Source organism: Herminiimonas contaminans, from assembly GCF_015645465.1.
Lineage (GTDB): Bacteria > Pseudomonadota > Gammaproteobacteria > Burkholderiales > Burkholderiaceae_D > Oxalicibacterium > Oxalicibacterium contaminans.
In genome coordinates this window covers 76744-100611 of record NZ_JADOEL010000011.1, presented here as the reverse complement: position 1 = coordinate 100611, position 23868 = coordinate 76744, and the positions used below count along the sequence as shown (strand labels likewise).

Below are 23868 nucleotides of genomic sequence, written 5' to 3'. Positions count from 1 at the left end.
TTACGCAACACCCGAACTATACTGAATTGCTAGTGACCATGCGTTTCAACGCTGATCCAGTGCCAGATTCAACGCCAACACGTTCACACGGTTCTCGCCAAAGAATCCCAGGTATTGCGGCTGGCTGATGCGATCAACGATGGCTTTGACTTCTTCCTGCGCCAGTTTGCGTGTCCGTGCTACACGCGGGATCTGATAGTAGGCGGCAGCGACGCTGATATCAGGATCAAGACCGCTGCCGGATGCGGTCACCAGGTCGACCGGAACCGCTGCGATGTTGTCCGGATCTGCCGCCTTCAATACATCTATCCGGCTTTTCACAGCATGGAGCAATGCAGGATTGGTCGGGCCCAGGTTGGAGCCGCCGGAAGCAGCTGCGTTATTCGGCATAGGTCCGGTTGCCGAAGGACGGCCCCAGAAGTACTGCGGCGAACTGAAGGCCTGCCCTATCAGGCTGGAGCCGACCGCAGCACCATTTTGAATAACGATGCTGCCTTCGGCCTGGCTGGAGAAGGCCAGCTTGCCTATGCCGGTTACGGCATACGGATAAATCACGCCGCAAATCAGCGTCAGTATCGCGAAGATGATCAATGCCGGACGAAAGGTGGATTTCATAATTTTATTTCCTTAAACGAGATGTAGCAGACTCAGAATCATGTCGATCAGCTTGATACCGGCAAACGGCACGATGATCCCGCCCAAACCATAGATCAACATATTGCGACGTAGTAGCGATGCCGCACCGACAGCGCGATACTTCACGCCCTTCAATGCCAGCGGTATCAAGACCACGATAATCAGTGCATTGAAAATCACCGCAGACATGATGGCCGATGACGGGCTGCTTAACTGCATCACATCCAGTGCTTTCAGCTGTGGATAGGTGCTCACAAAGGCGGCAGGAATGATGGCGAAGTACTTGGCGACGTCATTCGCAATCGAGAAAGTCGTAAGCGAGCCGCGCGTCATCAGCATTTGCTTGCCGATCTCGACGATCTCCAGCAACTTGGTCGGATTGGAATCCAGATCGACCATATTGCCCGCCTCTTTCGCCGCCTGCGTACCCGAGTTCATCGCCACCGCCACGTCAGCCTGCGCCAGCGCCGGCGCGTCATTGGTGCCGTCGCCGGTCATCGCGACCAGCCGCCCTTGCGACTGGTAATCGCGTATCAGTTTGAGTTTGTCTTCCGGTGTGGCTTCAGCGAGGAAATCATCAACGCCTGCTTCTGCGGCAATTGCCGCCGCTGTCAGTTTGTTGTCGCCTGTGATCATCACGGTTTTAATACCCATGCGGCGCAGCTCGGAGAAGCGCTCCTTGATACCGCCTTTGACGATATCCTTGAGCTCCACCGCACCCATCACACGGCCATCATCGACCACCACCAGCGGCGTGCTGCCGCGACGTGAAATGTCGTCAACCTGGCGTGATACCTCTTCCGGGAAGCTGCGACCCAACGCTTCCACATGCTTTTTCACTGCATCAACCGAACCTTTGCGAATGGCGCGGTCACCCAGGTCAACGCCGCTCATGCGGGTCTGCGCGCTGAAATGTACGAAACTCGCCTGCAAGGCCGCAATATCGCGTTCGCGCATATTGAACTTCTGCTTGGCCAGGATCACGATGCTGCGGCCTTCCGGTGTCTCATCTGCCAGCGAAGCCAGTTGTGCAACGTCAGCCAGTTGAATCTGCGTCACACCCGGTGCCGGATAAAACTCGGATGCCTGGCGATTACCCAAGGTAATGGTGCCGGTCTTGTCCAGCAGGAGCACATCCACATCGCCTGCTGCTTCCACTGCACGGCCGGAAGTCGCAATCACATTCGCCTGCATCATGCGGCTCATGCCAGCGACACCTATGGCGGATAACAAGCCACCTATGGTGGTCGGGATCAGACAGACCAGCAAAGCAATCAGCACGGTGATGGTGATAGGCGAGCTAGCGACACCTGCCGCCTTTGCCATCTCGACCGAGAACAGCGACATAGGCAACAAAGTTACGGTCACCACCAGGAACACGATGCTCAGAGCCACCAGCAATATCGTCAATGCGATTTCATTCGGAGTCTTTTGACGTTTTGCACCTTCAACCATCGCGATCATGCGATCGATGAAAGCTTCACCCGGATTCACCGCGATCCTGACCACCAGCCAGTCGGACAGGACGCGGGTACCACCAGTTACAGCTGAAAAGTCGCCGCCGGATTCGCGGATCACCGGTGCAGACTCGCCGGTAATCGCGCTCTCATCGACAGTAGCCACGCCTTCTATCACTTCGCCATCGACCGGGATCACATCACCGGCTTCGACCAGCACCGTATCGCCTTTGCGCAAATCGCCTGGCGATGCCGGCAGCCAGGTAGTGCCATGCTTCGGTGTTGCCAGCTTCTTGGCCAACACTGTTTGCTTCAAGGCGCGCAGCGATTCCGCCTGTGCCTTGCTGCGGCCTTCCGCCAGCGATTCTGCGAAGTTGGCGAACAATACGGTGAACCACAGCCATACCGATGCGGCAAGGATGAAGCCAGGGTTGGCTTCGCCCTGCCCGATAAGCGACTGGATGAACAATAGCGTGGTAATGATGCTGCCGACATATACGACAAACATCACCGGGCTGCGCAATTGCGAACGAGGATTCAGTTTTTTGAACGAATCGACGATGGCGGGACCTATCAGCTTGCTATCGAATAGCGACAGGTTCTTGCGCGTCATGCTGGCTGCCTTGGTTTCTGACATACGCATAATGGATTCTCTTTGCTTGTTATTTAAAAAGTTGCAGGTGCTCTACTACCGGTCCCAATGCCAATGCAGGCACATAGTTCAGGACACCGACCAACAGCACGGTGCCGACCAGCAAGGCGATGAATAGCGGGCCATGAGTAGGCATGGTTCCGGCATTGACCTCCAGTCGCTTCTTCGCTGCCAGCGAACCTGCTATCGCCAGCACCGGTACGATCACGGCAAAGCGACCGAACCACATCGCTATGGCCAGCATCACGTTATAGAAAGGCGTGTTGGCAGAAAGCCCGGCAAATGCACTGCCGTTGTTATTCGCTGCAGAGGTAAAGGCGTACAGGACTTCAGAGAATCCATGTGCACCCGGATTCAGGATGCCCGCCTTGCCCGGATCGACCACCACCGCGATCGCCGTGCCCAACAACACCAGGCAAGGTGTCACCAGGATTACCAGCGCAACCATTTTCATTTCGTAAGCCTGGATTTTTTTACCCAGATACTCAGGTGTGCGACCTATCATCAGGCCAGCGATGAATACCGCCAGGATGGCAAACACCAGCATCCCGTATAAACCAGTGCCGACGCCGCCAAACACCACCTCACCCAGTTGCATCAGGACGGTCGGGATCATGCCGCCCAAAGGTGTAAAGGAATCGTGCATGGCGTTCACCGCACCGCATGAAGCCGCTGTAGTGACAGCTGCGAACAAGGCGGAAGCACTGATGCCGAAACGGGTTTCCTTGCCCTCCATATTGCCGCCCGCCTGCAGCAGGCTTGCGCCCTGATCCACGCCCAGCGCTGCCATGCCCGGATGCGTCTGTTGCTCGGCACCCATCACGACAGCAGTCAGTACGACAAACAGCAAAGTCATCGCACCGAGGATGGCCCAGCCCTGGCGCATATCACCGACCATGCGACCAAAAGCAAAACACAGTGCGGCCGGGATCAGGAAGATGGCCAGCATCTCCACCAAGTTGCTAAATGCGGTCGGATTTTCGTAAGGATGAGCTGAGTTCGCATTGAAGAAGCCACCACCATTGGTACCCAGCATCTTGATTGCTTCCTGAGACGCCACAGGCCCCATTGCGATGGTCTGTGTTTTGGCGGTCAGGGTTTCCAATACCGGTGAGCCTTGCGCATCCAGCACGGGCTGGCCGTCGGCCTTCACTTGCGGCTGCTGGTAAGTAATCGGATCGATCAGCGCCACGTCCTTGTATGCCGAGAAATTCTGTATCACGCCCTGGCTCATCAGGATGACGGCCACGATCACCGACAAAGGCAGTAATACATATAAAGTGGAACGCGTCAGGTCGACCCAGAAGTTACCTATCGATTTGACGGAACGCTGGCTGAAGCCGCGTATCAATGCATAGATCACAGCGATGCCGGTCGCGGCAGAAAAAAAGTTCTGTCCGGTCAAGGCCAGCATTTGCGTCAGATAACTCATCGTCGATTCGCCGCCATAGCCCTGCCAGTTGGTATTGGCAACAAAGCTGATGGCGGTATTGAACGAAGAATCCGGGCTGACATTGGCGAATGCCTGCGGATTCAAAGGTAGCCAGGCTTGCAGGCGCTGCACCGCATAGACAAATAAAGTACCCAGCACGTTAAAGACCAGCAAGGCGATTGCGTAGCCTTTCCAGCTCATTTCTGTTTGCGCATTGCTACCCGCAAGGCGATACAGGAATTGCTCGAAACGTGCGAGCCAGCCGAGACCGCGGATAGGCGCGGTGCCACCGACTTTGGCTAAATAGGTGCCGAGCGGATACGCGAGTACCAGAAGTACCAGCAGGAACACTGCCAGCAAAATGATGGATTGCGTGCTCATTTACAGGTCCTCCGCATTCAGCAAGGCTGCCAGCAGATAAATCAGGAGGCCAACAGCAACCACTGCGCCTACGATATAAAACATATTCATAGACGCTCTCCCAACTTGTTGCAGCCGCTAGCGTAGGCGCAAGTAAGGCCAAACAGCACCGCAATCGCGGCGATAAATACTATGTCCATCCATCTTCCCCATACAGGTTGTTGATGGATAGAAGCGTATGCCTATCGATCTAAAAAATTCGTAAAGACTGATCGCGCCGGTGTAAACAAGATGTAAAAATTGCGTGCGAAAGAGAACTCTGTAGAGGGGTGCGCAGTGCCTCATAGCGGGAGACACTGCCGGAATACTGCGGATTTGCTGTTAATTGAAGTAATTGCGGCGGTTCTTTTCACCTACTTCGATCTTGCCGGCCATTCCCGCCTCAAAATGACCAGGCAGCAGGCAAGCAAAATCAAAATGGCCCGGGCGATTAAAGGTCCAGACAATCTCCTGGATACCGCCCGGCTTGACGTGTGCCATATACGGCGCGGTATGCGCCATGTCAGGAAATTTACGCATCGTGGCTGCATGTTGTTGCAGTGATGCGGTCGTCCCGAGGACGACTTCATGCATGATCTTGCCTTTGTTCTTGACGACCAGCTTGACGGTTTCGCCTTCCTTGACCTTGATCCGGGTCGGGGTAAAACGCATATCGTCATTCATCACCAGTTTGATGGTTCTGTGCACCTTGGTCGGGTCACCGGCTATGCCAAACTCTTTCTGCTCAGCCTTGCTCGCATCGAATACCGGCTTACCGTGTCCGTCATCATGAGCCAGTGCCACAGAGGAGGCAAACAGCAAAGCCGCCAACATCAGTTTCTTCAATTTCCATTCCTTACTATTGCTTTAATTCATAGTCTACTGAGCTGCTACAGAGCTTAATTTCCATCATTTCAGTAGCGCGCAGATGATACATGAAGGCAAGGAATCTGGCCGGGCGACAAGCGGCGTTTACTTCAGATACGAACGCAGGACGGTAAGGACCTGCTCCAGATCAGCCTGACGCTCCTCTTCAGAAACGACATGCGACCCCAGGTGTTCACGGATATGGCTTTCCAGTACCTCGTTCATCAAACCGTTGGCAGCACCGCGTACTGCCGCAATCTGCTGCAACACCGCACCACAATCACTGCCACCTTCCAGTGCCTTCTCGAGCGCCTCGACTTGCCCCTTCATGCGGCGCACACGCGCCAGCAGCTTCTTGTTTCCGTGGGTATGTGACATTTGTAAACATCCTTTCAGACTGCCTGCTAATATACTGGGGTATAGTATATTAAATTCACCGGAAAAGCATATGAACACCTCCGAAACCACGCTACAAGCCCCGGCCCATCTGGTGCACGAACACATCTTCAATCGTGGTAATCCGATAGCCGAAAAGAAAACCGCGTGGGCACTGCTGCTAACGACTGTCATGATGGTGGCCGAAATCATCAGCGGCTATGCCTACAACTCCATGGCCTTGCTGGCCGACGGCTGGCACATGAGTTCGCACTCGGTCGCCTTGGGCCTCGCCGTCATGGCCTACGTACTGGCCAGACGCTACGCCAACGACCACCGTTTTGCGTTCGGCACCTGGAAAATAGAAATCCTCGGCGCCTACACCAGCGCCCTGCTACTCCTGCTGGTTGCAGGCCTGATGCTGTATCAGTCGATAGAGCGCCTGATCAATCCGACCGCAGTGCACTACGACCAGGCCATCGCCATCGCTGCCATCGGCTTGCTGGTCAACCTGGTCTGCGCCTATCTTTTGAAAGACGATCACTCACATGGTCACGATCATCATCACGGCCATGACCACGGACACACGCATGATGACCATCATCACGACCTGAACCTGCGTTCGGCCTACATGCATGTAGTGGCGGATGCAGCCACATCAGTACTCGCCATCGTCGCCCTCTTTGGCGGCAAGCTATGGGGTGCAAGCTGGCTGGATCCGGTCATGGGGATAGTCGGTGCCGGACTGGTCGCGATCTGGGCTTATGGCCTGATACGGGATAGCGGTCGGGTACTGCTGGATGCAGAAATGAATGCGCCGGTGGTCGAGGAAATACGTGAAGTCATTGCGGATAGTCCGATAGCGGCGACTATTTGTGATCTGCATGTATGGCGAGTCGGCAAACAAACCTATGCCTGCATACTGACACTCGCAGTGCGAGAAGATGTAGCCCCAGACTACTTCAGACAACAGCTGGCAATACACGAAGAGCTAGCGCACATAACGGTAGAAATAGTACGCGTCTGAAAGACCTCACTACGATAAAGCCAAGAGGCTGTGGCCGCCGGGCCATTCCCGGCAACCCCAGTCTCTACGGAGTGAAAACTCCATCCGCAACAACTAAACGCAACCCACCAATAAAAAATGCCGCTCGGCAAAACCAAGCGGCATCTTCAAAAACAAACTAAACGTCAATTAATGACCGGTCGAATCAGCATTCCGCCCTGCTTCAAACAGGAACCATGTGCGCTGTTCAGTCTCATCAATCCAGACTTCGATCAGGCTGGTAGTGCCAATGTCATGATGCTCATCGCACACAGCATGCGCTGCACGCAGGCGTGAAGTCAGCAACTTGTTATCTTCACGCAGCTCCGCCAGCATGTCGTTAGGTTCGACGTAGTCTGCATCGTTATCCTTGATGCGCTGGGTACGTGCAATGTGACCGATGGAGCGCAAGGTCATGCCGCCTACTTTACGGATACGTTCCGCGATCAGATCCGTCATCGCATAAATCTGTACGGCTTGTTCGTCGAGCAGCAAGTGATAGTCACGGAAGTGAGGGCCGCTCATGTGCCAGTGGAAGTTTTTGGTTTTGAGGTAGAGCGCGAACACGTCTGCCAGTACGCCATTCATGGCAGCAGAGATGTCTTTCGTTGCCTTGGTACCCATGTCGCTAGGGGTGATCAAAGGTGCGCTTTGGCGGCGCTTGATGTCTGCTACCGAACTGGCTTTGCTAGACTTCACGGCTTTAGTAGCTTTAACAGGTTTTTTCATACATCGCTCCTCGGTTATTACTCAGTGATTGAGAATCACATGCATATGATTTGGCATGCTTGAAACTACGCTCTTGCATTCTGACCCAAGCTGCAACATGCAGCAAGTTCAGCAAACTTATAACTCAGATAGCGAAAAACGATTGGATAGCGGGTCGCATCATCAGTTCCGCATCATCGTTTAATTAGTAATGCGACCGCCCTGCTTTATTTCAAGTGTTTACTTCAAAAAGAAATCAACTGCCAGTGCCACGATAGGCGGCTGGATCGAGTGATTGCCATTGAATTCAACCAGCTCTACGTCATAACCGGCCGCTTTCAGCTTGGCGACATGCGGACGTGCACTGGTTTCTATCGGCAGTTGCTCATCGACCAAACCGTGCGAGATGAAGACCTTGGGTGCACCTTCCTGCATGAAGACCGACATGAAGCCGCCGGAAAATACAATGACGTGGCTGACCAGGTCACCGTTGGTGATGCCTGTTGACAGTGAATAGCTGCCGCCATCAGAGAACCCGGCGAAACCGAAATGTTCCTGGTCGATCAGGTAACGGGAAGCAACTTCTGTCAGCGCCTGACCCAGGCGCTGGATATCAGGGCCGTTGCCGCCGATCACGATATCCCAGGTCACGTACAGCGATTGCGGTACCAGCAGCAAGAATTTATTGCGCTCGGCATGCTCTTCGAGGAAGGGCAAAACTTTTTCTGCGCTGCCGCCTGCGCCATGAAACATGACCAGTAAAGGCACCTTGGTATTCGGTTCCAGGCCGGTTGGAACATACAGCACAGCGTCACGTTCCTCGAAGATCCCGAGGAATTGTCGACCTGGCTGCAACGGAGATTTGGTAGGCGACGCGTGTGTGAACGACAGGCGTCCCATTAATGAGAGATCAAACATGCCCTTATCTTACCTCTTCCCTCCGGAATTGAAAACCGCCTGCCCGGATGTCAGCGCCTGCTGACGGATAGATCATTCGCCAAGGTTGAACATCGTCATTTGCGCATCACGTTCGCGATCATTTCGGTCCGCTTCGCTCTCGTCCGGCTCTTCATCATCCTGCTTGGTACCCGGCCAGCTACTGCGTTCACCTATTTGCTGGCGCCACATCGCGTAGTACAAGCCCTTGCTTTCCAGTAAAGCGAGGTGGCTGCCGCTTTCTACGATGTGCCCTTTTTCCAGCACGAAGATGGTGTTGGCATGCATGATGGTTGATAGCCGATGCGCGATCAAGATGGTGATTTGGGTGCTGCGCGCAGAGATCATGCGCACCGTATCGGTGATCTGTTCTTCGGTCAGCGAATCCAGCGCCGAGGTCGCTTCGTCGAAGATCAGCAAACGCGGCTGGCGTATCAGTGCACGGGCGATCGATAGCCGCTGCTTTTCGCCGCCAGAGAGTTTGACGCCCATCTCCCCTATCATGGTGTCCAGCCCTTCCGGCGATTGCTCGAGCAAGTAAGCACACGACGCCTGCTCCATCGCAGCGATGATTTCCTCATCTGTCGCATCAGGCTTAGCGAATTGCAGGTTCTCCCGTATGGTTCCTGCGAATAAATGCGTTTCCTGCGTCACGAAACCGATCTGGCGACGCGCCCGGTTGTAGCGAAAGTCCTTGGTTGAAATATCGTTGTAATACACCTCGCCACTGGCTGGCGTGTACAGGCCCACCAACAGCTTCACCAGCGTCGACTTGCCGGAACCGGACGGCCCGACGAAAGCGATGGTGTCACCCAGACTGGCCGAGAACGAGACATGCTGCAAGGCCGGTTCGCTCGCGTGCTTGTGGCTAAAGCTGACATCCTCAAAACGCACATCGCTGACCGGTCCCAGATCGATAGGCGTCTCCGGCCCGCGTTCCACCGGTTTCTTCATCAATGCATCGAAATTCATCAGCGAAGCCTCTGCCTCGCGGTAAGCAATGATGATGTTGCCCAGCTCCTGCAAAGGCGCAAGGATGGCCACCGAGATGAATTGCATCGCGATCAGCTCACCGGTGCTCAGTACATCGCGGAAGATCAGCCACAACAAGGCAAACAGGATTGCATGCTTGAGCACCACCAGCGTGGTGCCCTGCAGAAAGGATAGCAAGCGTATGCGCCTGACCTTTTTCATTTCCAGTGCAAACAGCACCATGGTTTGCGCCTGTAAGCGACGTATCTCGGCAAAAGTCAGGCCCAGGCTTTTGATGAGTTCAATATTGCGCAGCGATTCGGCGATAAAGCCGGAGTTGCGATTGGTTTCACGCACAATGGAGCGCTGCTGGCTTTTGATTTCACGACTGAGCAAACCGGTCAGACCGCCCAGTACCAGCACACCTATCAGGAACACCGGCACCAGCATCCAGTGCTTGGTCACCGCATACCAGGTCAAGAAGCCCATACCGACGATGGCGGCAAACACGGTATTCACAAAGGAATTGATGAAGCGCTCGCTATCGGCACGTACTTTCTGCAGCAGGGACAGGGTTTCGCCGCTACGCAAGTCTTCGAATTCCTGGAAGCGCAGGCGCAGCAACTGGCGCAAGCCGTCATTGAAGATTTCAGTGCCCAGCTTTTGCACCACCAGTCGTGTCAGGTATTCCTGCAAAGCCTTGGCCAGGCGCGACAGCACGGCGATGACCAGCGCCAGCGCGAGCAGGGAAAGAACACCGGCAACCAGTTGCTGATCCGTCTTGCCTTCCGGCCGGATCGCGTACTCATCTATGATTTTGCCAAGAATGATGGGATCGATCAGCGCCAATACCTGGCTGATCGCCGCCAGGAACAAGGCCAATACGACCAGGCGATTGTGCGGCTTGAGGTAAGTCCAGAGGATGTGCATGGCTTGCGCTCCGTGCTTGACTATCACTGGCTGCGGATAGCCAGACGGAAGCGCTATCCGATGGTCAGGCCGCGGCGGATGTCAGGCTATCGAGGTTGTTGTGCTCGTCTACCAGTACCCGGTTACGGCCTTCATTCTTGGCAGTGTACAACGCACGATCGGCGCGTATGCTCAAACGGTCAAAACTTTCACCGTCACGCCAGGTGGCGATGCCGATACTAATGCTGTAATGGCATTCGCCAAAAGCGCCTGAGATCAGGTGTCGTTCGGAATCCTCACGCAAACGCCGTGCAATCGCCAACGCCCCATTGGTATCGGTATTCGGCAGCAGGATGCCGAATTCTTCCCCGCCCAGTCGTCCCAACGCATCACCATCTCGCAGGGAGGCTCGTGTCATGCGGGCAAATTCGCGCAGCACTTCATCCCCGCCAGCATGGCCGAATGTATCGTTAATGCGCTTGAAATGATCGAGATCAATAATCAGCAGGGACAAGGGCCGGGCCAGCTTTGCGGCACGCATGATCTGCTCGCGCGCCACTGCTTCCAGTCGTTTACGCGACATGGCTTCGGTCAGGTGATCGTGATTGGCTGCGTCTTCCAGCGTCGCCAGCATGGAATCATGGGTCAGCATTACAGCAGCCATGGTCATGGTCGGCAAGGTTACGGCACCGATGACCATTAGCACGATGTTCCAGAAGTTATCGAACATCATGGTGCTAGACGGCTCATCCAGCGTAATGAAGTAAATGCCACGGGTCAACTGGCAAGCCGCGAAAATCAGCGCCAGCGCGGCAGCGAACCAATAGTTGTAGTGATTGCGATGCGGTGGTTTGTGCCGTAGCAAGACCACACTGGAAGAAACGCACAGTGTGCAGAAGAAGGTGGTCATGATCAGTACCCGCACCGGGATACTGTTAATGGCGTAGCGCCAGATGATCAGGCCCAACGCGATCAGGACGATGCTGCTTATCAGCAGCTTCCAGCGTGGCGGTTGCCCGACGAAACGCGCGCAGCCGACGAAATAATAGGCTGCGGCCAAAGCCAGCACGGTATTGGCGATGACGACGGAGATGAAATCAGGGATCAGGTCGCGCAAAGCCAGTAAAGGCAATGCAATCACTACCATCAGGTTGGACGCAAACCACTCCTGCACGCCCGGCACCGACGAACGCAGCAAGGAACCAAGCACTATCGCCATTGCGAGACTGAGCAACGCAGTGGTGGTCAGGATCGATGCGAGTGTCAGCATGAGCTAGAAGCCGGTTTTAGGTAATGGATACCTATTGTAATCGGCGTTAGCGGCAAAAACTTGATTCATTGCAACATTTGCCAGATCAAAATCGGCAAATGTTGTATGAATCGAGACTGCGTTTTAGTAACTGCCGGCAGCTGTTAATAGCTGCGATCGTTCGGCGGCGTCCACTGGTACAACCAGGTTTCGGACAAAGGTTGACCATCGGCGGCCAGATACAGGCGCAGATCGATCGGGCCTTTGACGTCGTCCGCGATCTTCAGATCGAAAATAGCGCGATAGCCTTTAATGTCGTGCAAAGGCCGCGCCGAAGTAATTTCCACCGTGCCGTGCGTCGCCGAAATGACCGGCACAACCTTCACGTCCTTGCCCAGCAAGGCGAAATCGCCGCCAGCGAAGTCGACCGCGAAGCGCCACGAGAAATAGGTGCGCTTCTTGCCGATCACGCCGCCGACGCCGGTGCGGGTCGCCACCACGGTTGCGGCCTTGGGTGCGTATGGCATCTGCGCGCCCCAGTGTAGTTTGTAGCCGTACAGCAGTTCCTGCCCGGCTTGTGGCTTGGCATCCGGATTCCAGAAGGCGACGATGTTGTCGAAGGTTTCGTCGAGTGTCGGAATCTCGACCAGTTGCACCGAACCCTTGCCCCACCCTGCTTTAGGTTCCACCCACAGGCTCGGACGACGGTCATAAAACACGCCATCATCCTGATAGTGGTCGAAGTTGCGGTCGCGCTGCATCAGCCCAAAGCCGCGTGGATTCTCATCGGCGTAGGCATTGAAGCGCAGGTGTTCGGGATTGAGCAAGGGGCGCCAGATCCATTCGCCATTGCCGGTCCACATTTCGAGGCCGTCGGAATCATGGATTTCCGGACGCCAGTCATTGCTGATGCGGCGGTCGTTTTCGCCCATCTGGAACATGCTGGTCAACGGCGCGATACCCATGCGCTCTATGGTCTTGCGCGGATACAGCGCAACATCGACATCCATCAGGGTGGTCGCACCCGGTGCGATTTCAAAGCGGTAGGCTCCCGAGATGCTAGGCGAGTCGAGCAAGGCATACACCACCAAATGACTCGATTGCTTGCTGGGGCGCTCCAGCCAGAACTCACTGAAACGCGGAAACTCTTCCGGCCGCTCCATGCCACAATCGATAGCCAGCCCGCGCGCCGACAGGCCGTACTGCCATTCGCCACCAACTGCGCGGAAATAACTGGCGCCGAGGAAAGCGGTAATGTCGCGCACCAGATCGGTATGAAAGTTGACGCGGAAACCAGCGAAGCCGAGATCCTTGGGCATCTCCGAACCTTTCAGTCCGCTTTTGCCATAGTTGAACATGGCGGGATCGTAAGCGATCTCGAGCGCTTTGCCATCCTTGACTTCATGGATCTTGACCGACTGGTTGGCATACATGCCGAGATGGAAAAACTTGACCTGAAAGCGCAATTTTTCCTGCGCCCACAAAGCGTGATCGTCGCGATAGCCGATGGCCTGGTATTGGTCCCAATCCAGCGCCTTGACTGCCGCCGGCACCGGATAATCGGGCGCATGGTAAGGCTGACTGGCCAGGGTGCGAGCGCGCCCTTTGAGCCATGCATAGTCGAAGGCTTCTGCCTTGCCCAGGGTTTTCAGGTTGGAATTGGCGCTGCCCGCTGCGTAAAGTGCGGGAGCATGAAATCCGGCCAGTGTCAGTGCGGCGGAAGCTTTGAGTAAATCACGACGTTGCATTGTGCTCCTTGATAGCTATATGTTCAGCACGCTTTGGCATGTCTGATGCAAGAACGTTCACTTTCTTGCAATAGGAAAATTATTTTGGTTTGTGTACATATCTCGTTTTACTAGCAATTCGTGCGCCACCAGCGCCTTTCCGCAGTGCAATTCAATATTCTAGAATTCACTTCAAATTGAGAATTTAAACTCAAATAAATCAATGAATTATGGAATAAAGTGAATGTAATTTATTGAAAATTGCATCAAGCCATCCAGCTAGGGAAAAATGATTATTGGGCGCATACCAAGACAACCCCGCCCCGATTGGATACTATTTGCCTCTTACTCATACCAACGATAGGAGCATCAATGAGCGATCAGAACACAGACACGGCACCGGCAGAAGATACCTACAGCAGAAGCGAGATTCTTTCTTTCTGTCGCCACCTCGGCCGCAGCCTGAAAGGCAGCAACGATGAAAGCAATACCGCCCTCGCCATGCACCTGATGCGTGAAGCCGAGTACCTGGGCAAAAACCAATTCGAAACCGTTGCCGATATGTTCGCAGCGGTAGCACACACGGTTGATCCTAACCTGCCGAAGAAATAATCTTCCGGCATCAATTCACAGAATTGAAGCACCTGCTGTACTGCCTAAAAATTGTGCAGCAGGCATCACCTTCCACCCTTTCCGCATCTGTCATTCAGACCATCTCTGAACAAATTAACATCCGTTACAAAAAATAGTCTGCTGCACACCACCTGACACCAACTTTGCAGTAACAAACGAGGCTATTATTCCCGCTCAAAGAAATTCATTCGAGCGTTTATGATCCGTTCCATCCTCCTCGCTGTTGCCATCACCGCTGCCAGCTCTGCCTTTGCCACTCCCCTCGGTTCCAAACATGCCATCGTGATCGATGAAAGCACCGGCCACGTCGTATTTGAAAAGAATGCGACCGACATCGTTCCTATCGCTTCGCTCACCAAACTGATGACTGCGATGGTCGTACTCGATGCCAAACCCGATATGCATGAGCGCATCACGGTAGCCGAAGAGGATGTCGACACCCTGAAATTCAGTTCTTCACGTGTGCCGGTAGGCGCCGTATTGTCGCGCCACGAATTGCTGGAACTGGCCCTGATGTCGTCCGACAATCGCGCCGCCCATGCACTGGCACGTAGCTACCCTGGTGGTCTGGAACACTTCAAGCTGGCGGTACGCAACAAAGCGCATATGCTTAACCTGCGCCGCACCAATATAGAAGAACCAACCGGCCTCTCGCCGTACAACACCTCGACTGCCAGCGACCTGGCCAGACTCGCGCTGGCCGCCTCCAAGTATCCGGAAATCGAAAGAATAACGACCGTCAGCAATGACCTGATCGACGTCAATGGCTCGATGCGCCACTATCACAACACCAACAAGCTGGTCGGTGACAAGAACTGGGCTATCTCGCTGTCGAAAACCGGCTACACGCAGGAAGCCGGACGCTGCATCATCATGCGTGTACGTGCCGCTGGACGCGATGCCATCATGGTTTTATTGAATGCGCGTGGGAGTTCGAGCCGGACTGCGGATGCCAACTACCTGCATCGTTTGCTGACGAAAGAACATCATCAGCCGGTGATGGCCAAGCTCAATCTCAAGTAAGCCCGGCCGGATTGCAATCGCTTGAAGGATCAGGCGATTGCATTACTTCAGTTCAAATATGTCGCTGGAACTCCAGCGGCTTTGCTTCCAGCTTCGCTTCAGGCTCTGCTTCCGGATTTGATTCGCAGGTCGAGCACGTGCTGCAACCACTACCGCAGCCACCACCAGAACTCTCACCCGGCATCAGAAACGCACCGAGGCTGCGTAACAGATACGGCCGCGCAGGTTTACTCAAGATGGTCGCCAGCGCCTGTTGACGGGCGCGCATCCACTTCGGCATCAATTTGCGCAGCACGTACAGCGCACTGAAGAAAACAATCGCACCAATAATCACATCTTGCAGCAAGTCATACGCGCTCATGTCAGTGCCTTTGTAATCTGATAAGTCAGGAATGCGGCCAGATAAGCCAGGCCAAACAGATAACCTGCGGAGACGGCTACTGTACGCCAGGAATTGGTTTCACGTCGGATCACGGCCAGCGTCGACATGCATTGCGGCGCAAATACATACCAGGCCAGCAAGGACAGGGCCGTCGCCAGCGACCATTGCGCGGCAATCAAGGGGCCGAGTTGCGCGGCCACCGCTTCTTCGCTGCCCGACATTGCATATACGGTACCCAGCGCAGCCACCGCCACTTCACGTGCCGCCAGACCAGGGATCAGTGCAATACAAATCTGCCAATTGAAACCGATAGGCGCAAAGACAGGCTCCATCAAACGTCCAAGCTGACCCGCCAGGCTGTAATCAATGGCAGGCAGAGTTGCACCCTCAGGCGGCGCCGGGAAAGTCGAGAGGAACCATAGCAATACTGTCAGCGACAGGATGATGGTGGTCACACGACGCAAGAAGATCAGCGCGCGTTCCCACAGGCCGATAGCGACGTTGCGCGCGCCTGGCATGCGGTACGAAGGCAATTCCATCAGCAATGCGTGCTCGCTCTTATCCTTGCGCATGCGCTTGATAAACCAGGCCACCGCCATCGCACTGACGATACCGGCCACATACAACACAAACAGCACGATACCCTGCAGATTAAAGATGCCCCACACCGTGCTGGCCGGAATGAAGGCCGCGATCAGCAAGGTATACACCGGCAAACGTGCCGAACAAGTCATCAGCGGCGCAACCAGGATGGTCGTCAAACGATCCCGCGGGTCCTGGATGCTGCGCGTCGCCATGATGCCGGGAATCGCGCAGGCAAAGCTGGACAGCAAAGGAATAAAGGAACGTCCGGTCAGTCCGGCCTTGAACATCAGGCGATCCAGCAGGAAAGCCGCACGCGGCAGGTAGCCGGATTCTTCCAGTACCAGGATAAAGAAGAATAAGATCAGAATCTGCGGCAGGAACACCAGCACCGCACCCAGCCCGGCAAACAGCCCATCCACGACCAGGCTGCGCAGCAAACCATCCGGCAGTGTCGCAGCGAACCACTCACCAGTAACTGTCACACCTTCAGTAATGCCATCCATCAAAGGCTCAGCCCAGGAAAACACTGCCTGGAAAATAAAGAACATCACCAACGCCAGAATCGCCAGGCCAAACACAGGATGCAGCACCCAGCGATCTATCGTGTCATCGATACCGGAAGTAGCGGTCGGCATCACTACCGCCGCTGCCAGTATCTTGCGCACCTGGTCATGCACTTCACCTTCGTGCACCACCGGCGCAGCCATATCCTTGGCCACTACTTTATCCAGATGCGCCACCAGGTCTTGCGCACCACCGGTCTGGATGGCGACGGTTTCGATTACATCCATGCCGAGCTGGCGCTGCAACTCTTCGCGATCAATGGTCACGCCACGCTTGCGCGCTGCATCCATCATATTCAGTGCCAGCACCATCGGACGTCCGAGGCGCTTGACCTCAAGTACGAAGCGCAAGTGCAGGCGCAGGTTGGTGGCATCCACTACGCAGACGATTAGTTCCGGCACTGCCTCACCAGCACGTCTCCCGAGGCAGATATCACGTGTAATCACTTCATCCGGACTGGTGGCGTCCAGGCTGTAAGCGCCCGGCAAATCAAGCAGGCTGAACACACGGCCGGATGGCGCAGTGAAGCGCCCTTCTTTACGCTCCACCGTCACGCCAGCGTAGTTCGCTACTTTCTGGCGGCTGCCGGTCAGTTGGTTGAATAAGGCAGTCTTGCCACAATTAGGGTTACCAACAAGCGCAATGCGGGATATGGACATGGAATATAAAAATTAGCTGGCGACGTGCACGCGCACGCGCTGCGCTTCGGAACGACGTAAAGCAAAACGGGTAAAACCGATTTGCACTAAAAGAGGATCAGCGCCTATAGGACCGCGCGCCACGATGCGCACCGGCTCACCGGAAACAAAACCGAGTTCACGCAAGCGTTTGGCTATCGGGTCAACGCCATCGACATTGATCACGTCGTCGACTACGGCAGAAGTAAAGGGAGGCAATTCGGAAAGATTCACAGCAAGCCAATACAAATAACAATGATTCTCATTATAAGACAATTCTGTAGAGAGGATAAGGCGGGAAAAGTTTCACGCGGCTAATAAATTGGTGCAATTTAATTTGCGCCCGACGCTTTTTCTTTATCATTTACATACGCAAAATATGCGTACGCCATTATCGTCGCTCCCATCAGTGCACAACTTTATTTTTTACGTCAGCAAATACAAGCACACCAGACATGAACCAGGAAGCACTGCAACTACTCGTCACCCGCACCATGCCTTACGGGAAATACAAGGACAGGCTGCTGGCCGATTTACCCGGTCACTACCTGGGCTGGTTTGCGCGTGAAGGTTTTCCGTCTGGTGAACTGGGCAGCCTGATCGCACTCATGTATGAACTGGATCACAATGCCTTGCGGCATTTGCTTGATCCATTGCGCCAACCTTAAGCAGTCAACCCCAGCCGCGCGCCAGCGGCATACCAAACTCCACCATATCGATCAGGCGTTGTCCTATTGCTGCCGCCTGCTCATCATTCAGGCTACGCAAAGGCCCGTCTATCGAGAGCATGGCCAGTCCATGCACTGCCGACCATGCCAGGAACTCGGCACCTGCGCGGCGTTCCGCTCCCATCGCACCTGCCGCCACCAGTTCGTCCAGCGCTAAACCCAGCAACTGGAATGGCGTGAGGCCACTCTCCCCGGCCATTGCCGGTGTCTGCGCCTGCTGCAAATCTTCATGCACCGAGAATGCCGTGCGGAACAAACCCGGCTCGGCGCGCGCGAAACGCAAATAGCCAGTACCGACGGCGCGCACATGCGCACGCGCCAGATCGGCAGCATTGCCATTGTCGACACATGCTTGCATTTCAGCTTCTATCGCCAGCGCCAGTTGCGACTGAGCGACAAAGCAAACCGCCTGCAATAAGGCATTGCGATCGGCAAAGTGCCGGTACGCGGCATTCGGTGCCACCCCGACCTGCCGCGTCACTTCACGCAATACCACTGCAGTCGGCCCTCCTACCCGCGCCATCTGCGTTCCCGCTTCCAGCAAAGCCCGGTACAAATCCCCGTGGCGGTAAGTATTGCGCTTCGGAACCACTACTTTTTTCGTCATCTTGAATAAATGTGTACACCGTACACTAGTTGTACTATTATTTATGAACACTGTACACAATAACTACCTTCCATAGGAGAAACAGTATGAGTCAGGAGATAAATAACACTGCAGCAGAAGCAGAAATCCGCGCACTGATCGATAGCTGGATCAAGGCCGCCAGTGCCGCCGATGTCGATGCGACGATGGCGCACTATGCCCCCGATGTCATCGCCTACGATGCCATCCTGGCCTTGCAATTCAAGGGCTGGGATGTATACAGAAAGCATTGGCAGATGTGTATGTCTATGTGTTCCGCCATGAGCTTCAAGGTGCATGACCTGCACATCGCAGTTGACGGCAATGTGGCGTTCAGCCATTGCCTGAACCGCTGCGGCGGCATAGACAAGGATGGCAAGGAGCAGACCTCATGGATGCGTTCAAGCACCGGATATCGCAAGATAGATGGCAAATGGAAAATCGTGCATGAACACTTCTCGGCACCCTTCGACATGGAAACCAGCAAGGCCTTGTTCGACCTGCAACCCTAAGCCCAGCGATCAGAAGCAGCCATGAACATCCCAGCCGGAGCACCAGCGTTGAGTACCAGCGAGGCCGACTACCTGCAAATGATTCAACGCTTTGACCAGCTGTGGGCGGTCGGCCAGGCTGAACACGAGCAGGCCGAGATGCAAAGCCTGCTGCAACAAATAGAGCAATACGAAGCACACCACAGAGACTACAACGGCGAATCCGGCAACAAGGTCCGTCCGTAGAGTCCATGCAACAGACAGGGACCATACATCTGATATCCACGAGGAGCACACCATGAGCAAGCCAGCAGTGAAAGCCATTCCGGAAGGAATGCATAGCCTGACCCCACACCTGGTATGTGCCGATGCAGCGGCCGCCATCGAGTTTTACAAGAAAGCCTTTCACGCCACCGACGCTTCAGTACTACCCGGCCCCGGCGGCAAGATCATGCACGCCCATCTACGCATCGGTGATTCATCGCTGATGCTGATGGATGAATATCCGGAATTCTGTTCGTTCGCCCCCAAGTCGCTGAAAGGTAGTCCGGTCACCATCCACCTCTATGTGGAAAACGCTGATGCCGTCTACAACCGTGCGGTCGCAGCCGGAGCCATCGCCAAAATGCCGATGGAAGACACCTTCTGGGGTGATCGCTATGGCGTACTGGAAGATCCATTCGGCCATTCATGGTCGATCGCTACTCATATACGCGATATGAGCCCGGAAGAAATACGTGAAGGTGCACAGAAAATGTGTACCGAAGAACCAGCCAAATAAAACCAGAGAGGAGCATCAACATGCGCTTCATGATCATCATCAAAGCAGACAAAAACACGGAAGCCGGTGTCATGCCGGATGAAAAACTCTTCACCGAGATGGGCAACTTCAATGAAGAACTGGTAAATGCCGGCATCATGCTGGCCGGTGACGGCCTGCATCCCAGTTCGAAAGGTGCACGCGTCAGATTCTCAGGCGACAAACGCACGGTCATCGACGGCCCATTTCCAGAAACGAATCAACTCATCGCCGGTTTCTGGATCTGGAAAGTGAAGTCAAAAGAAGAGGCGATCGAATGGGTCAAACGCTGTCCCAACCCGACCGGAGCCGAATCGGAGATCGAAATCCGCCAGATATTTGATATGGAAGATTTCGGCGCCGAGCTAACGCCAGAGCTGCGGTTACAGGAAGAACGCCTGCGCGCCAAAATAGAAGCGGACCAGAGCTGACTCCACTACAAGCACCCATAACAACGACTAACAACGGGACCATCCATGTTCAAAATCATCGCCATCGCCGTACTGGTTGTCATCATCGCCATCCTGGTCTTTGCCACCACCAAGCCGGACACCTTCCGCGTCGAACGCACAACGACCATCAAGGCGCCACCGGAAAAGATATATCCACTCATTAACGACTTCCATAGCTGGACCACATGGTCGCCATATGAGAAAAAAGATCCGGACATGAAACGCACACACAGTGGCGCAGCCAGTGGCCAGGGTGCAGTTTATGAATGGGATGGCGACAAGAACGTCGGTAAGGGACGGATGGAAATCACAGAGTCATCGCCTGCATCACGCATCGTGATCAAGCTGGACTTCCTGGCGCCGTTCGAAGCACACAATACGGCGGAATTTACCTTGCAACCGCAAGGCGATGCGACCCAGGTGACCTGGAGCATGTACGGTCCGGCCAACTATATGTCCAAACTGATGAGTGTCTTTTTCAATATGGACAAAATGGTCGGCGATGATTTTGCTATCGGTCTCGCCAATCTGAAAGCGGCCGCAGAGCAATAAACCAGCGGCTGCATGCAAGCATGCCTGAAGCGAATATTCAAATTAAGAATGAATATTCAAATCAGGCTGCCTTGCGTAAGGTCAGGTTAATCCTGCGACCACCCAGCAAGGGATGTGTCGCCTGCTTCAGCGCCAGCACACCGTGGTAACGCAATCTCGCAGGCCCGCCCCACACCACTACATCACCATGCTGCAAGGGCACACGCACCGGCTTATCGCTACGCGCATCACCGCCGAACTGAAACACGGCAGGTATGCCTAGCGATACCGACACGATGGGCTGACGGAAGTCATGCTCATCCTTATCCTGGTGCAGCGACATGCGCGCACCCGGCTCATAGCAATTGATCAGGCAGGCATCCGGCGTGAAATCCGTAAAACCTGCCGCCGCCGCTGCAGCTTGCGCCAACCTCAGAAACGCATCCGGCATCTGCGGCCACGGCTGGCCACTGACAGGATCGATCGCATCGTAGCGATAACCCGTTCTATCAGTGACCCAGCCGTAATCACCGCAATTCGTCATTGCGACCGACATGCGAAAACCACCCGGGGTATGCATATGGCGAAACGGTGCGACCTCACACACACTAGTCACGCCAGCCAGCAAGTCAGCCTCGTGCGCCAGCGCATAAGCACGCAGCACCGTCGCACCTGCGCACAAGTCTTCGCGCCAGCTACGCCGCTCTTCTATTCCATCAAACAAGTCCAAATCCGATACCCCGTTATCTATCTACATGGCACTCACATACACCAGAGCGACATTATCGCCATACGTAGCAAAGCTTGCTGCGCACAGGGGAAATCTTGAGTTTATTGCCTTTGAGCACCAATCCGCTCAGCTAACTCTACTCCAAATATTTACCCTATCTAATTTGACTTAGACTGCATTTAGATATATCGTAATTGTTCTAGATATAAACTAGATAGGAAAACATGAAACATCATCAACATTCTCACTGCCATATGGCCAGCCGCAGCGACGGCGATGATATCGGTGGCGGCAGAGGCCGCCGCATGACAGGCGAAGGACGCATATTCGGCCACGGCGGCTTGCGCTTCGTACTGCTGCATCTGATATCCGAAAAGCCAAGCCACGGCTACGAATTAATCAAAGCAATCGAAGAACGCCTGGATGGCACATACAGCCCGAGCCCGGGCACGGTTTACCCCACCCTCACCCTGCTGGAAGAACTCACGCTGCTCAGCGTCGATGAAGCCGACCAGGGCGGACGCAAGCGTTATCAAATCACCGAAGCCGGTTTGCGTCACCTGGAAGAAAACCGTCCTATGGTAGACGCCATGCTGCTGCGCCTGAATGGCGGCGTCGATGGTGCCGGCCTGCGTGGCGGTCGTCCACCGCAAGTCAAACGGGCTATCGAAAACCTCAAGCTCGCGATGCGCCTGCGCCTGTCCGGCGAAGCGCTGACAGCGGAACAGGCCAACGCCTTTGCCGCCATCCTCGATCGCGCAGCCCAACAATTGGAGCAAATTTAATGACAGCCAACCTTCCCCCAGCTGCCACCCAACCCGACCGCACACCGAAACGTGTGCGTCACACCTTGCGCTTCCGCGCACTGGAAGTCGTCAAGACCGAACGCGTCACACCACATCTCTTACGCATTACGCTCGGTGGTGACGAACTGGCTGACTTCGTCAGTCCGGCCTTTGATGATCACGTCAAACTATTCTTCCCTGATGCAAATGGCGTCCTGACCTTGCCTACCGCAGGCCCGGACGGTCCGGTCTGGCCGGATGGCGCCAAACCGACCATGCGTGATTACACACCGCGTGGTTACGATCCTGTCGCCAGGACGCTGGAGATTGATTTCGCACTACACCTGGCGGGACCGGCAACACGCTGGGCCGAGCAAGCCGCCCCTGGCCATCGCATCGGTGTAGGCGGACCACGTGGCTCATTCATCGTGACCACAGATTTTGACTGGCATTTGCTGGTCGGTGACGACACTGCCCTGCCTGCGATCTCACGTCGTCTCGCCGAATTGCCTGCAGGCGCACACGCCATCGTCATCGCCGAAGTTGATTCCGCTGACGACCAGGTAGACTTGCCGAGTGCTGCCAACGTGCAAATCATTTGGGCCTATCGCAACGGTGCAAGTGCAGGTACATTCCCTTTGCTGACCGCACTGGAACAAAGCGTACTGCCAGAAGGCGATTTCCACGCCTGGGTAGCCTGCGAATCAGCAGCAGCCAAAGCCGTACGCACGCATTTAATCGATGTGCATAAAGCGAATCCGAAATGGATACGCGCCTCCGGCTACTGGCGCAAAGGTAGTGCCGATACGCACGACTCTATCGACGACTGAAAACAAAACCCGGCATCAGGGGTTAAAACAAAAGCCCGCTGATGCGGGCTTTTTACTTTACACAAGACGAACATGCCTGCCGCAACTCTGCTCTCAACTTTATTCACAGCCTGTCGTTAATGAAGCATTAACTGCCCATCCCACAGGTTTGCAGATGAACATCACATCCGTTAACAGTTCCACAATTCCGGCGCCGAACTCGGCACAAGACCTCGTCCCTGCGCAGGCTAACGGGCAAACAGATGCAGAGTCCAGTGAAAAATCATCCGGCACCCGGGTCACACTCTCTGACCTCGGCCAGGCACTTGCCGCAAAACGACAAGCAGCGAACCAGCCTGTCAAGAATCAGGACATAGACAAGAGCAGCCTGCCCGATACCATCAAGGACTTGCTCAAGCGCATACGCGAGCTGCAGGAACAAATACGCGAGCAACAGCAAAAGCTGAATACCATCATGGCGAATCAAAGGCTGAGTCCCGAGCAAAAGCAGGAACAGATGCAGCAAATACAAGCCACCATCAATTCATTGAGTGGCGCGCTTAACTCTGCTTACGGGCAGTTGAATAAATTAACGCGCGACCTGGATCTGACCAAAGAACAGCAAATGTCTGTGGCATCCTTGCTGGCAACTTCTGTATAAGGTCAGCGCAAGATAAGCTAATAAAAAAG

28 protein-coding genes are annotated in these 23868 nt (G+C 54.8%); 12 read left to right on the top strand and 16 right to left on the bottom strand.

The window, feature by feature from the left end:
• Positions 1-45: 45 nt before the first annotated feature.
• The 6 genes from kdpC to IXC47_RS13645 all read right to left on the bottom strand — a co-directional run bounded on the left by kdpC (position 46) and on the right by IXC47_RS13645 (position 5821).
• Entirely contained in the window at positions 46-615 is a 570-nt protein-coding gene (gene kdpC, locus IXC47_RS13670; RefSeq protein ID WP_195875962.1) for a potassium-transporting ATPase subunit KdpC, read from the bottom strand.
• Between the two features lie 12 nt (positions 616-627).
• Positions 628-2736 (bottom strand): potassium-transporting ATPase subunit KdpB, encoded by a 2109-nt coding sequence (gene kdpB, locus IXC47_RS13665; protein ID WP_407651132.1) that lies wholly within the window; start codon positions 2734-2736, stop codon positions 628-630.
• A gap of 19 nt (positions 2737-2755) precedes the next feature.
• The gene (kdpA, locus tag IXC47_RS13660) at positions 2756-4558 is read right to left on the bottom strand and encodes a potassium-transporting ATPase subunit KdpA (protein WP_195875961.1); all 1803 of its coding nucleotides are present in this window, start codon (positions 4556-4558) and stop codon (positions 2756-2758) included.
• Complete coding sequence (gene kdpF / locus IXC47_RS13655) at positions 4559-4648, bottom strand: K(+)-transporting ATPase subunit F (protein WP_175625901.1); 90 nt, start codon at positions 4646-4648, stop codon at positions 4559-4561.
• A gap of 270 nt (positions 4649-4918) precedes the next feature.
• Positions 4919-5410, bottom strand: a complete 492-nt coding sequence (locus IXC47_RS13650; RefSeq protein ID WP_195875980.1) for a cupredoxin domain-containing protein — start codon at positions 5408-5410, stop codon at positions 4919-4921.
• Between the two features lie 138 nt (positions 5411-5548).
• Positions 5549-5821, bottom strand: coding sequence for a metal/formaldehyde-sensitive transcriptional repressor (locus IXC47_RS13645; RefSeq protein ID WP_195875960.1), 273 nt, complete (start codon positions 5819-5821; stop codon positions 5549-5551).
• A 70-nt stretch (positions 5822-5891) separates the two neighbouring features.
• Between IXC47_RS13645 and dmeF the strand changes: the two genes are divergently transcribed.
• Positions 5892-6845: a CDF family Co(II)/Ni(II) efflux transporter DmeF gene (gene dmeF / locus IXC47_RS13640; protein ID WP_175625899.1), complete on the top strand. Its 954-nt coding sequence runs from the start codon at positions 5892-5894 to the stop codon at positions 6843-6845.
• Between the two features lie 168 nt (positions 6846-7013).
• On the opposite strand, the gene IXC47_RS13635 is transcribed toward dmeF, so the two are convergent.
• From IXC47_RS13635 to IXC47_RS13615, 5 genes are all read right to left on the bottom strand, one after another.
• A complete protein-coding gene (locus IXC47_RS13635; protein WP_230089558.1) occupies positions 7014-7592 on the bottom strand; it encodes a Dps family protein in 579 nt (192 codons plus the stop codon).
• A gap of 219 nt (positions 7593-7811) precedes the next feature.
• Complete coding sequence (locus IXC47_RS13630) at positions 7812-8489, bottom strand: alpha/beta hydrolase (RefSeq protein ID WP_195875959.1); 678 nt, start codon at positions 8487-8489, stop codon at positions 7812-7814.
• Between the two features lie 72 nt (positions 8490-8561).
• Positions 8562-10409 carry an ABC transporter ATP-binding protein gene (locus IXC47_RS13625; RefSeq protein WP_195875958.1) on the bottom strand — a complete coding sequence of 616 codons (1848 nt, stop codon included), beginning with the start codon at positions 10407-10409 and terminating at the stop codon, positions 8562-8564.
• A 64-nt stretch (positions 10410-10473) separates the two neighbouring features.
• Positions 10474-11658: a GGDEF domain-containing protein gene (locus IXC47_RS13620; protein WP_195875957.1), complete on the bottom strand. Its 1185-nt coding sequence runs from the start codon at positions 11656-11658 to the stop codon at positions 10474-10476.
• A gap of 143 nt (positions 11659-11801) precedes the next feature.
• The gene (locus IXC47_RS13615; RefSeq protein WP_195875956.1) at positions 11802-13385 is read right to left on the bottom strand and encodes a glucan biosynthesis protein; all 1584 of its coding nucleotides are present in this window, start codon (positions 13383-13385) and stop codon (positions 11802-11804) included.
• A 351-nt stretch (positions 13386-13736) separates the two neighbouring features.
• Between IXC47_RS13615 and IXC47_RS13610 the strand changes: the two genes are divergently transcribed.
• Both IXC47_RS13610 and IXC47_RS13605 read left to right on the top strand, forming a co-directional pair.
• Complete coding sequence (locus IXC47_RS13610) at positions 13737-13976, top strand: hypothetical protein (protein WP_195875955.1); 240 nt, start codon at positions 13737-13739, stop codon at positions 13974-13976.
• Between the two features lie 219 nt (positions 13977-14195).
• Complete coding sequence (locus IXC47_RS13605; protein WP_195875954.1) at positions 14196-15020, top strand: D-alanyl-D-alanine carboxypeptidase family protein; 825 nt, start codon at positions 14196-14198, stop codon at positions 15018-15020.
• Between the two features lie 52 nt (positions 15021-15072).
• On the opposite strand, the gene IXC47_RS13600 is transcribed toward IXC47_RS13605, so the two are convergent.
• From IXC47_RS13600 to IXC47_RS13590, 3 genes are read right to left on the bottom strand one after another with little or no spacing between them, the layout of a single operon-like run.
• Complete coding sequence (locus IXC47_RS13600) at positions 15073-15381, bottom strand: DUF6587 family protein (protein ID WP_175625892.1); 309 nt, start codon at positions 15379-15381, stop codon at positions 15073-15075.
• On the bottom strand, positions 15378-17210 hold the full coding sequence (feoB, locus tag IXC47_RS13595) for a ferrous iron transporter B (RefSeq protein WP_195875953.1): 1833 nt from the start codon (positions 17208-17210) through the stop codon (positions 15378-15380). Before feoB ends, IXC47_RS13600 begins: the two co-directional genes overlap by 4 nt.
• A gap of 12 nt (positions 17211-17222) precedes the next feature.
• Positions 17223-17462 carry a FeoA family protein gene (locus tag IXC47_RS13590; RefSeq protein ID WP_195875952.1) on the bottom strand — a complete coding sequence of 80 codons (240 nt, stop codon included), beginning with the start codon at positions 17460-17462 and terminating at the stop codon, positions 17223-17225.
• 221 nt (positions 17463-17683) lie between these two features.
• Here IXC47_RS13590 and IXC47_RS13585 point away from each other — a divergent pair, with 221 nt between their 5' ends.
• Positions 17684-17896, top strand: coding sequence for a DUF3820 family protein (locus tag IXC47_RS13585; protein ID WP_012079690.1), 213 nt, complete (start codon positions 17684-17686; stop codon positions 17894-17896).
• A gap of 4 nt (positions 17897-17900) precedes the next feature.
• Here the strand turns inward: IXC47_RS13585 and IXC47_RS13580 are convergent, their stop codons facing one another.
• Positions 17901-18563, bottom strand: a complete 663-nt coding sequence (locus tag IXC47_RS13580; RefSeq protein ID WP_195875951.1) for a TetR/AcrR family transcriptional regulator — start codon at positions 18561-18563, stop codon at positions 17901-17903.
• 86 nt (positions 18564-18649) lie between these two features.
• Here IXC47_RS13580 and IXC47_RS13575 point away from each other — a divergent pair, with 86 nt between their 5' ends.
• From IXC47_RS13575 to IXC47_RS13555, 5 genes are read left to right on the top strand one after another with little or no spacing between them, the layout of a single operon-like run.
• Positions 18650-19093 (top strand): YybH family protein, encoded by a 444-nt coding sequence (locus IXC47_RS13575; RefSeq protein WP_195875950.1) that lies wholly within the window; start codon positions 18650-18652, stop codon positions 19091-19093.
• 21 nt (positions 19094-19114) lie between these two features.
• Positions 19115-19318, top strand: coding sequence for a hypothetical protein (locus IXC47_RS13570; RefSeq protein WP_175625887.1), 204 nt, complete (start codon positions 19115-19117; stop codon positions 19316-19318).
• A 52-nt stretch (positions 19319-19370) separates the two neighbouring features.
• A complete protein-coding gene (locus IXC47_RS13565; protein WP_195875949.1) occupies positions 19371-19853 on the top strand; it encodes a VOC family protein in 483 nt (160 codons plus the stop codon).
• A 20-nt stretch (positions 19854-19873) separates the two neighbouring features.
• Complete coding sequence (locus IXC47_RS13560) at positions 19874-20302, top strand: YciI family protein (RefSeq protein WP_195875948.1); 429 nt, start codon at positions 19874-19876, stop codon at positions 20300-20302.
• A gap of 45 nt (positions 20303-20347) precedes the next feature.
• Positions 20348-20875, top strand: a complete 528-nt coding sequence (locus IXC47_RS13555; RefSeq protein ID WP_175625884.1) for an SRPBCC family protein — start codon at positions 20348-20350, stop codon at positions 20873-20875.
• 61 nt (positions 20876-20936) lie between these two features.
• Here the strand turns inward: IXC47_RS13555 and alkB are convergent, their stop codons facing one another.
• Positions 20937-21584 carry a DNA oxidative demethylase AlkB gene (alkB, locus tag IXC47_RS13550; RefSeq protein ID WP_407651131.1) on the bottom strand — a complete coding sequence of 216 codons (648 nt, stop codon included), beginning with the start codon at positions 21582-21584 and terminating at the stop codon, positions 20937-20939.
• Between the two features lie 224 nt (positions 21585-21808).
• On the opposite strand from alkB, the gene IXC47_RS13545 reads away from it, so the two are divergent.
• The 3 genes from IXC47_RS13545 to IXC47_RS13535 all read left to right on the top strand — a co-directional run bounded on the left by IXC47_RS13545 (position 21809) and on the right by IXC47_RS13535 (position 23839).
• A complete protein-coding gene (locus IXC47_RS13545; RefSeq protein ID WP_195875947.1) occupies positions 21809-22369 on the top strand; it encodes a PadR family transcriptional regulator in 561 nt (186 codons plus the stop codon).
• The gene (locus IXC47_RS13540) at positions 22369-23199 is read left to right on the top strand and encodes a siderophore-interacting protein (protein ID WP_195875946.1); all 831 of its coding nucleotides are present in this window, start codon (positions 22369-22371) and stop codon (positions 23197-23199) included. Before IXC47_RS13545 ends, IXC47_RS13540 begins: the two co-directional genes overlap by 1 nt.
• Before the next feature lie 154 nt (positions 23200-23353).
• Positions 23354-23839, top strand: a complete 486-nt coding sequence (locus IXC47_RS13535; protein WP_230089556.1) for a hypothetical protein — start codon at positions 23354-23356, stop codon at positions 23837-23839.
• Positions 23840-23868 lie beyond the last annotated feature (29 nt).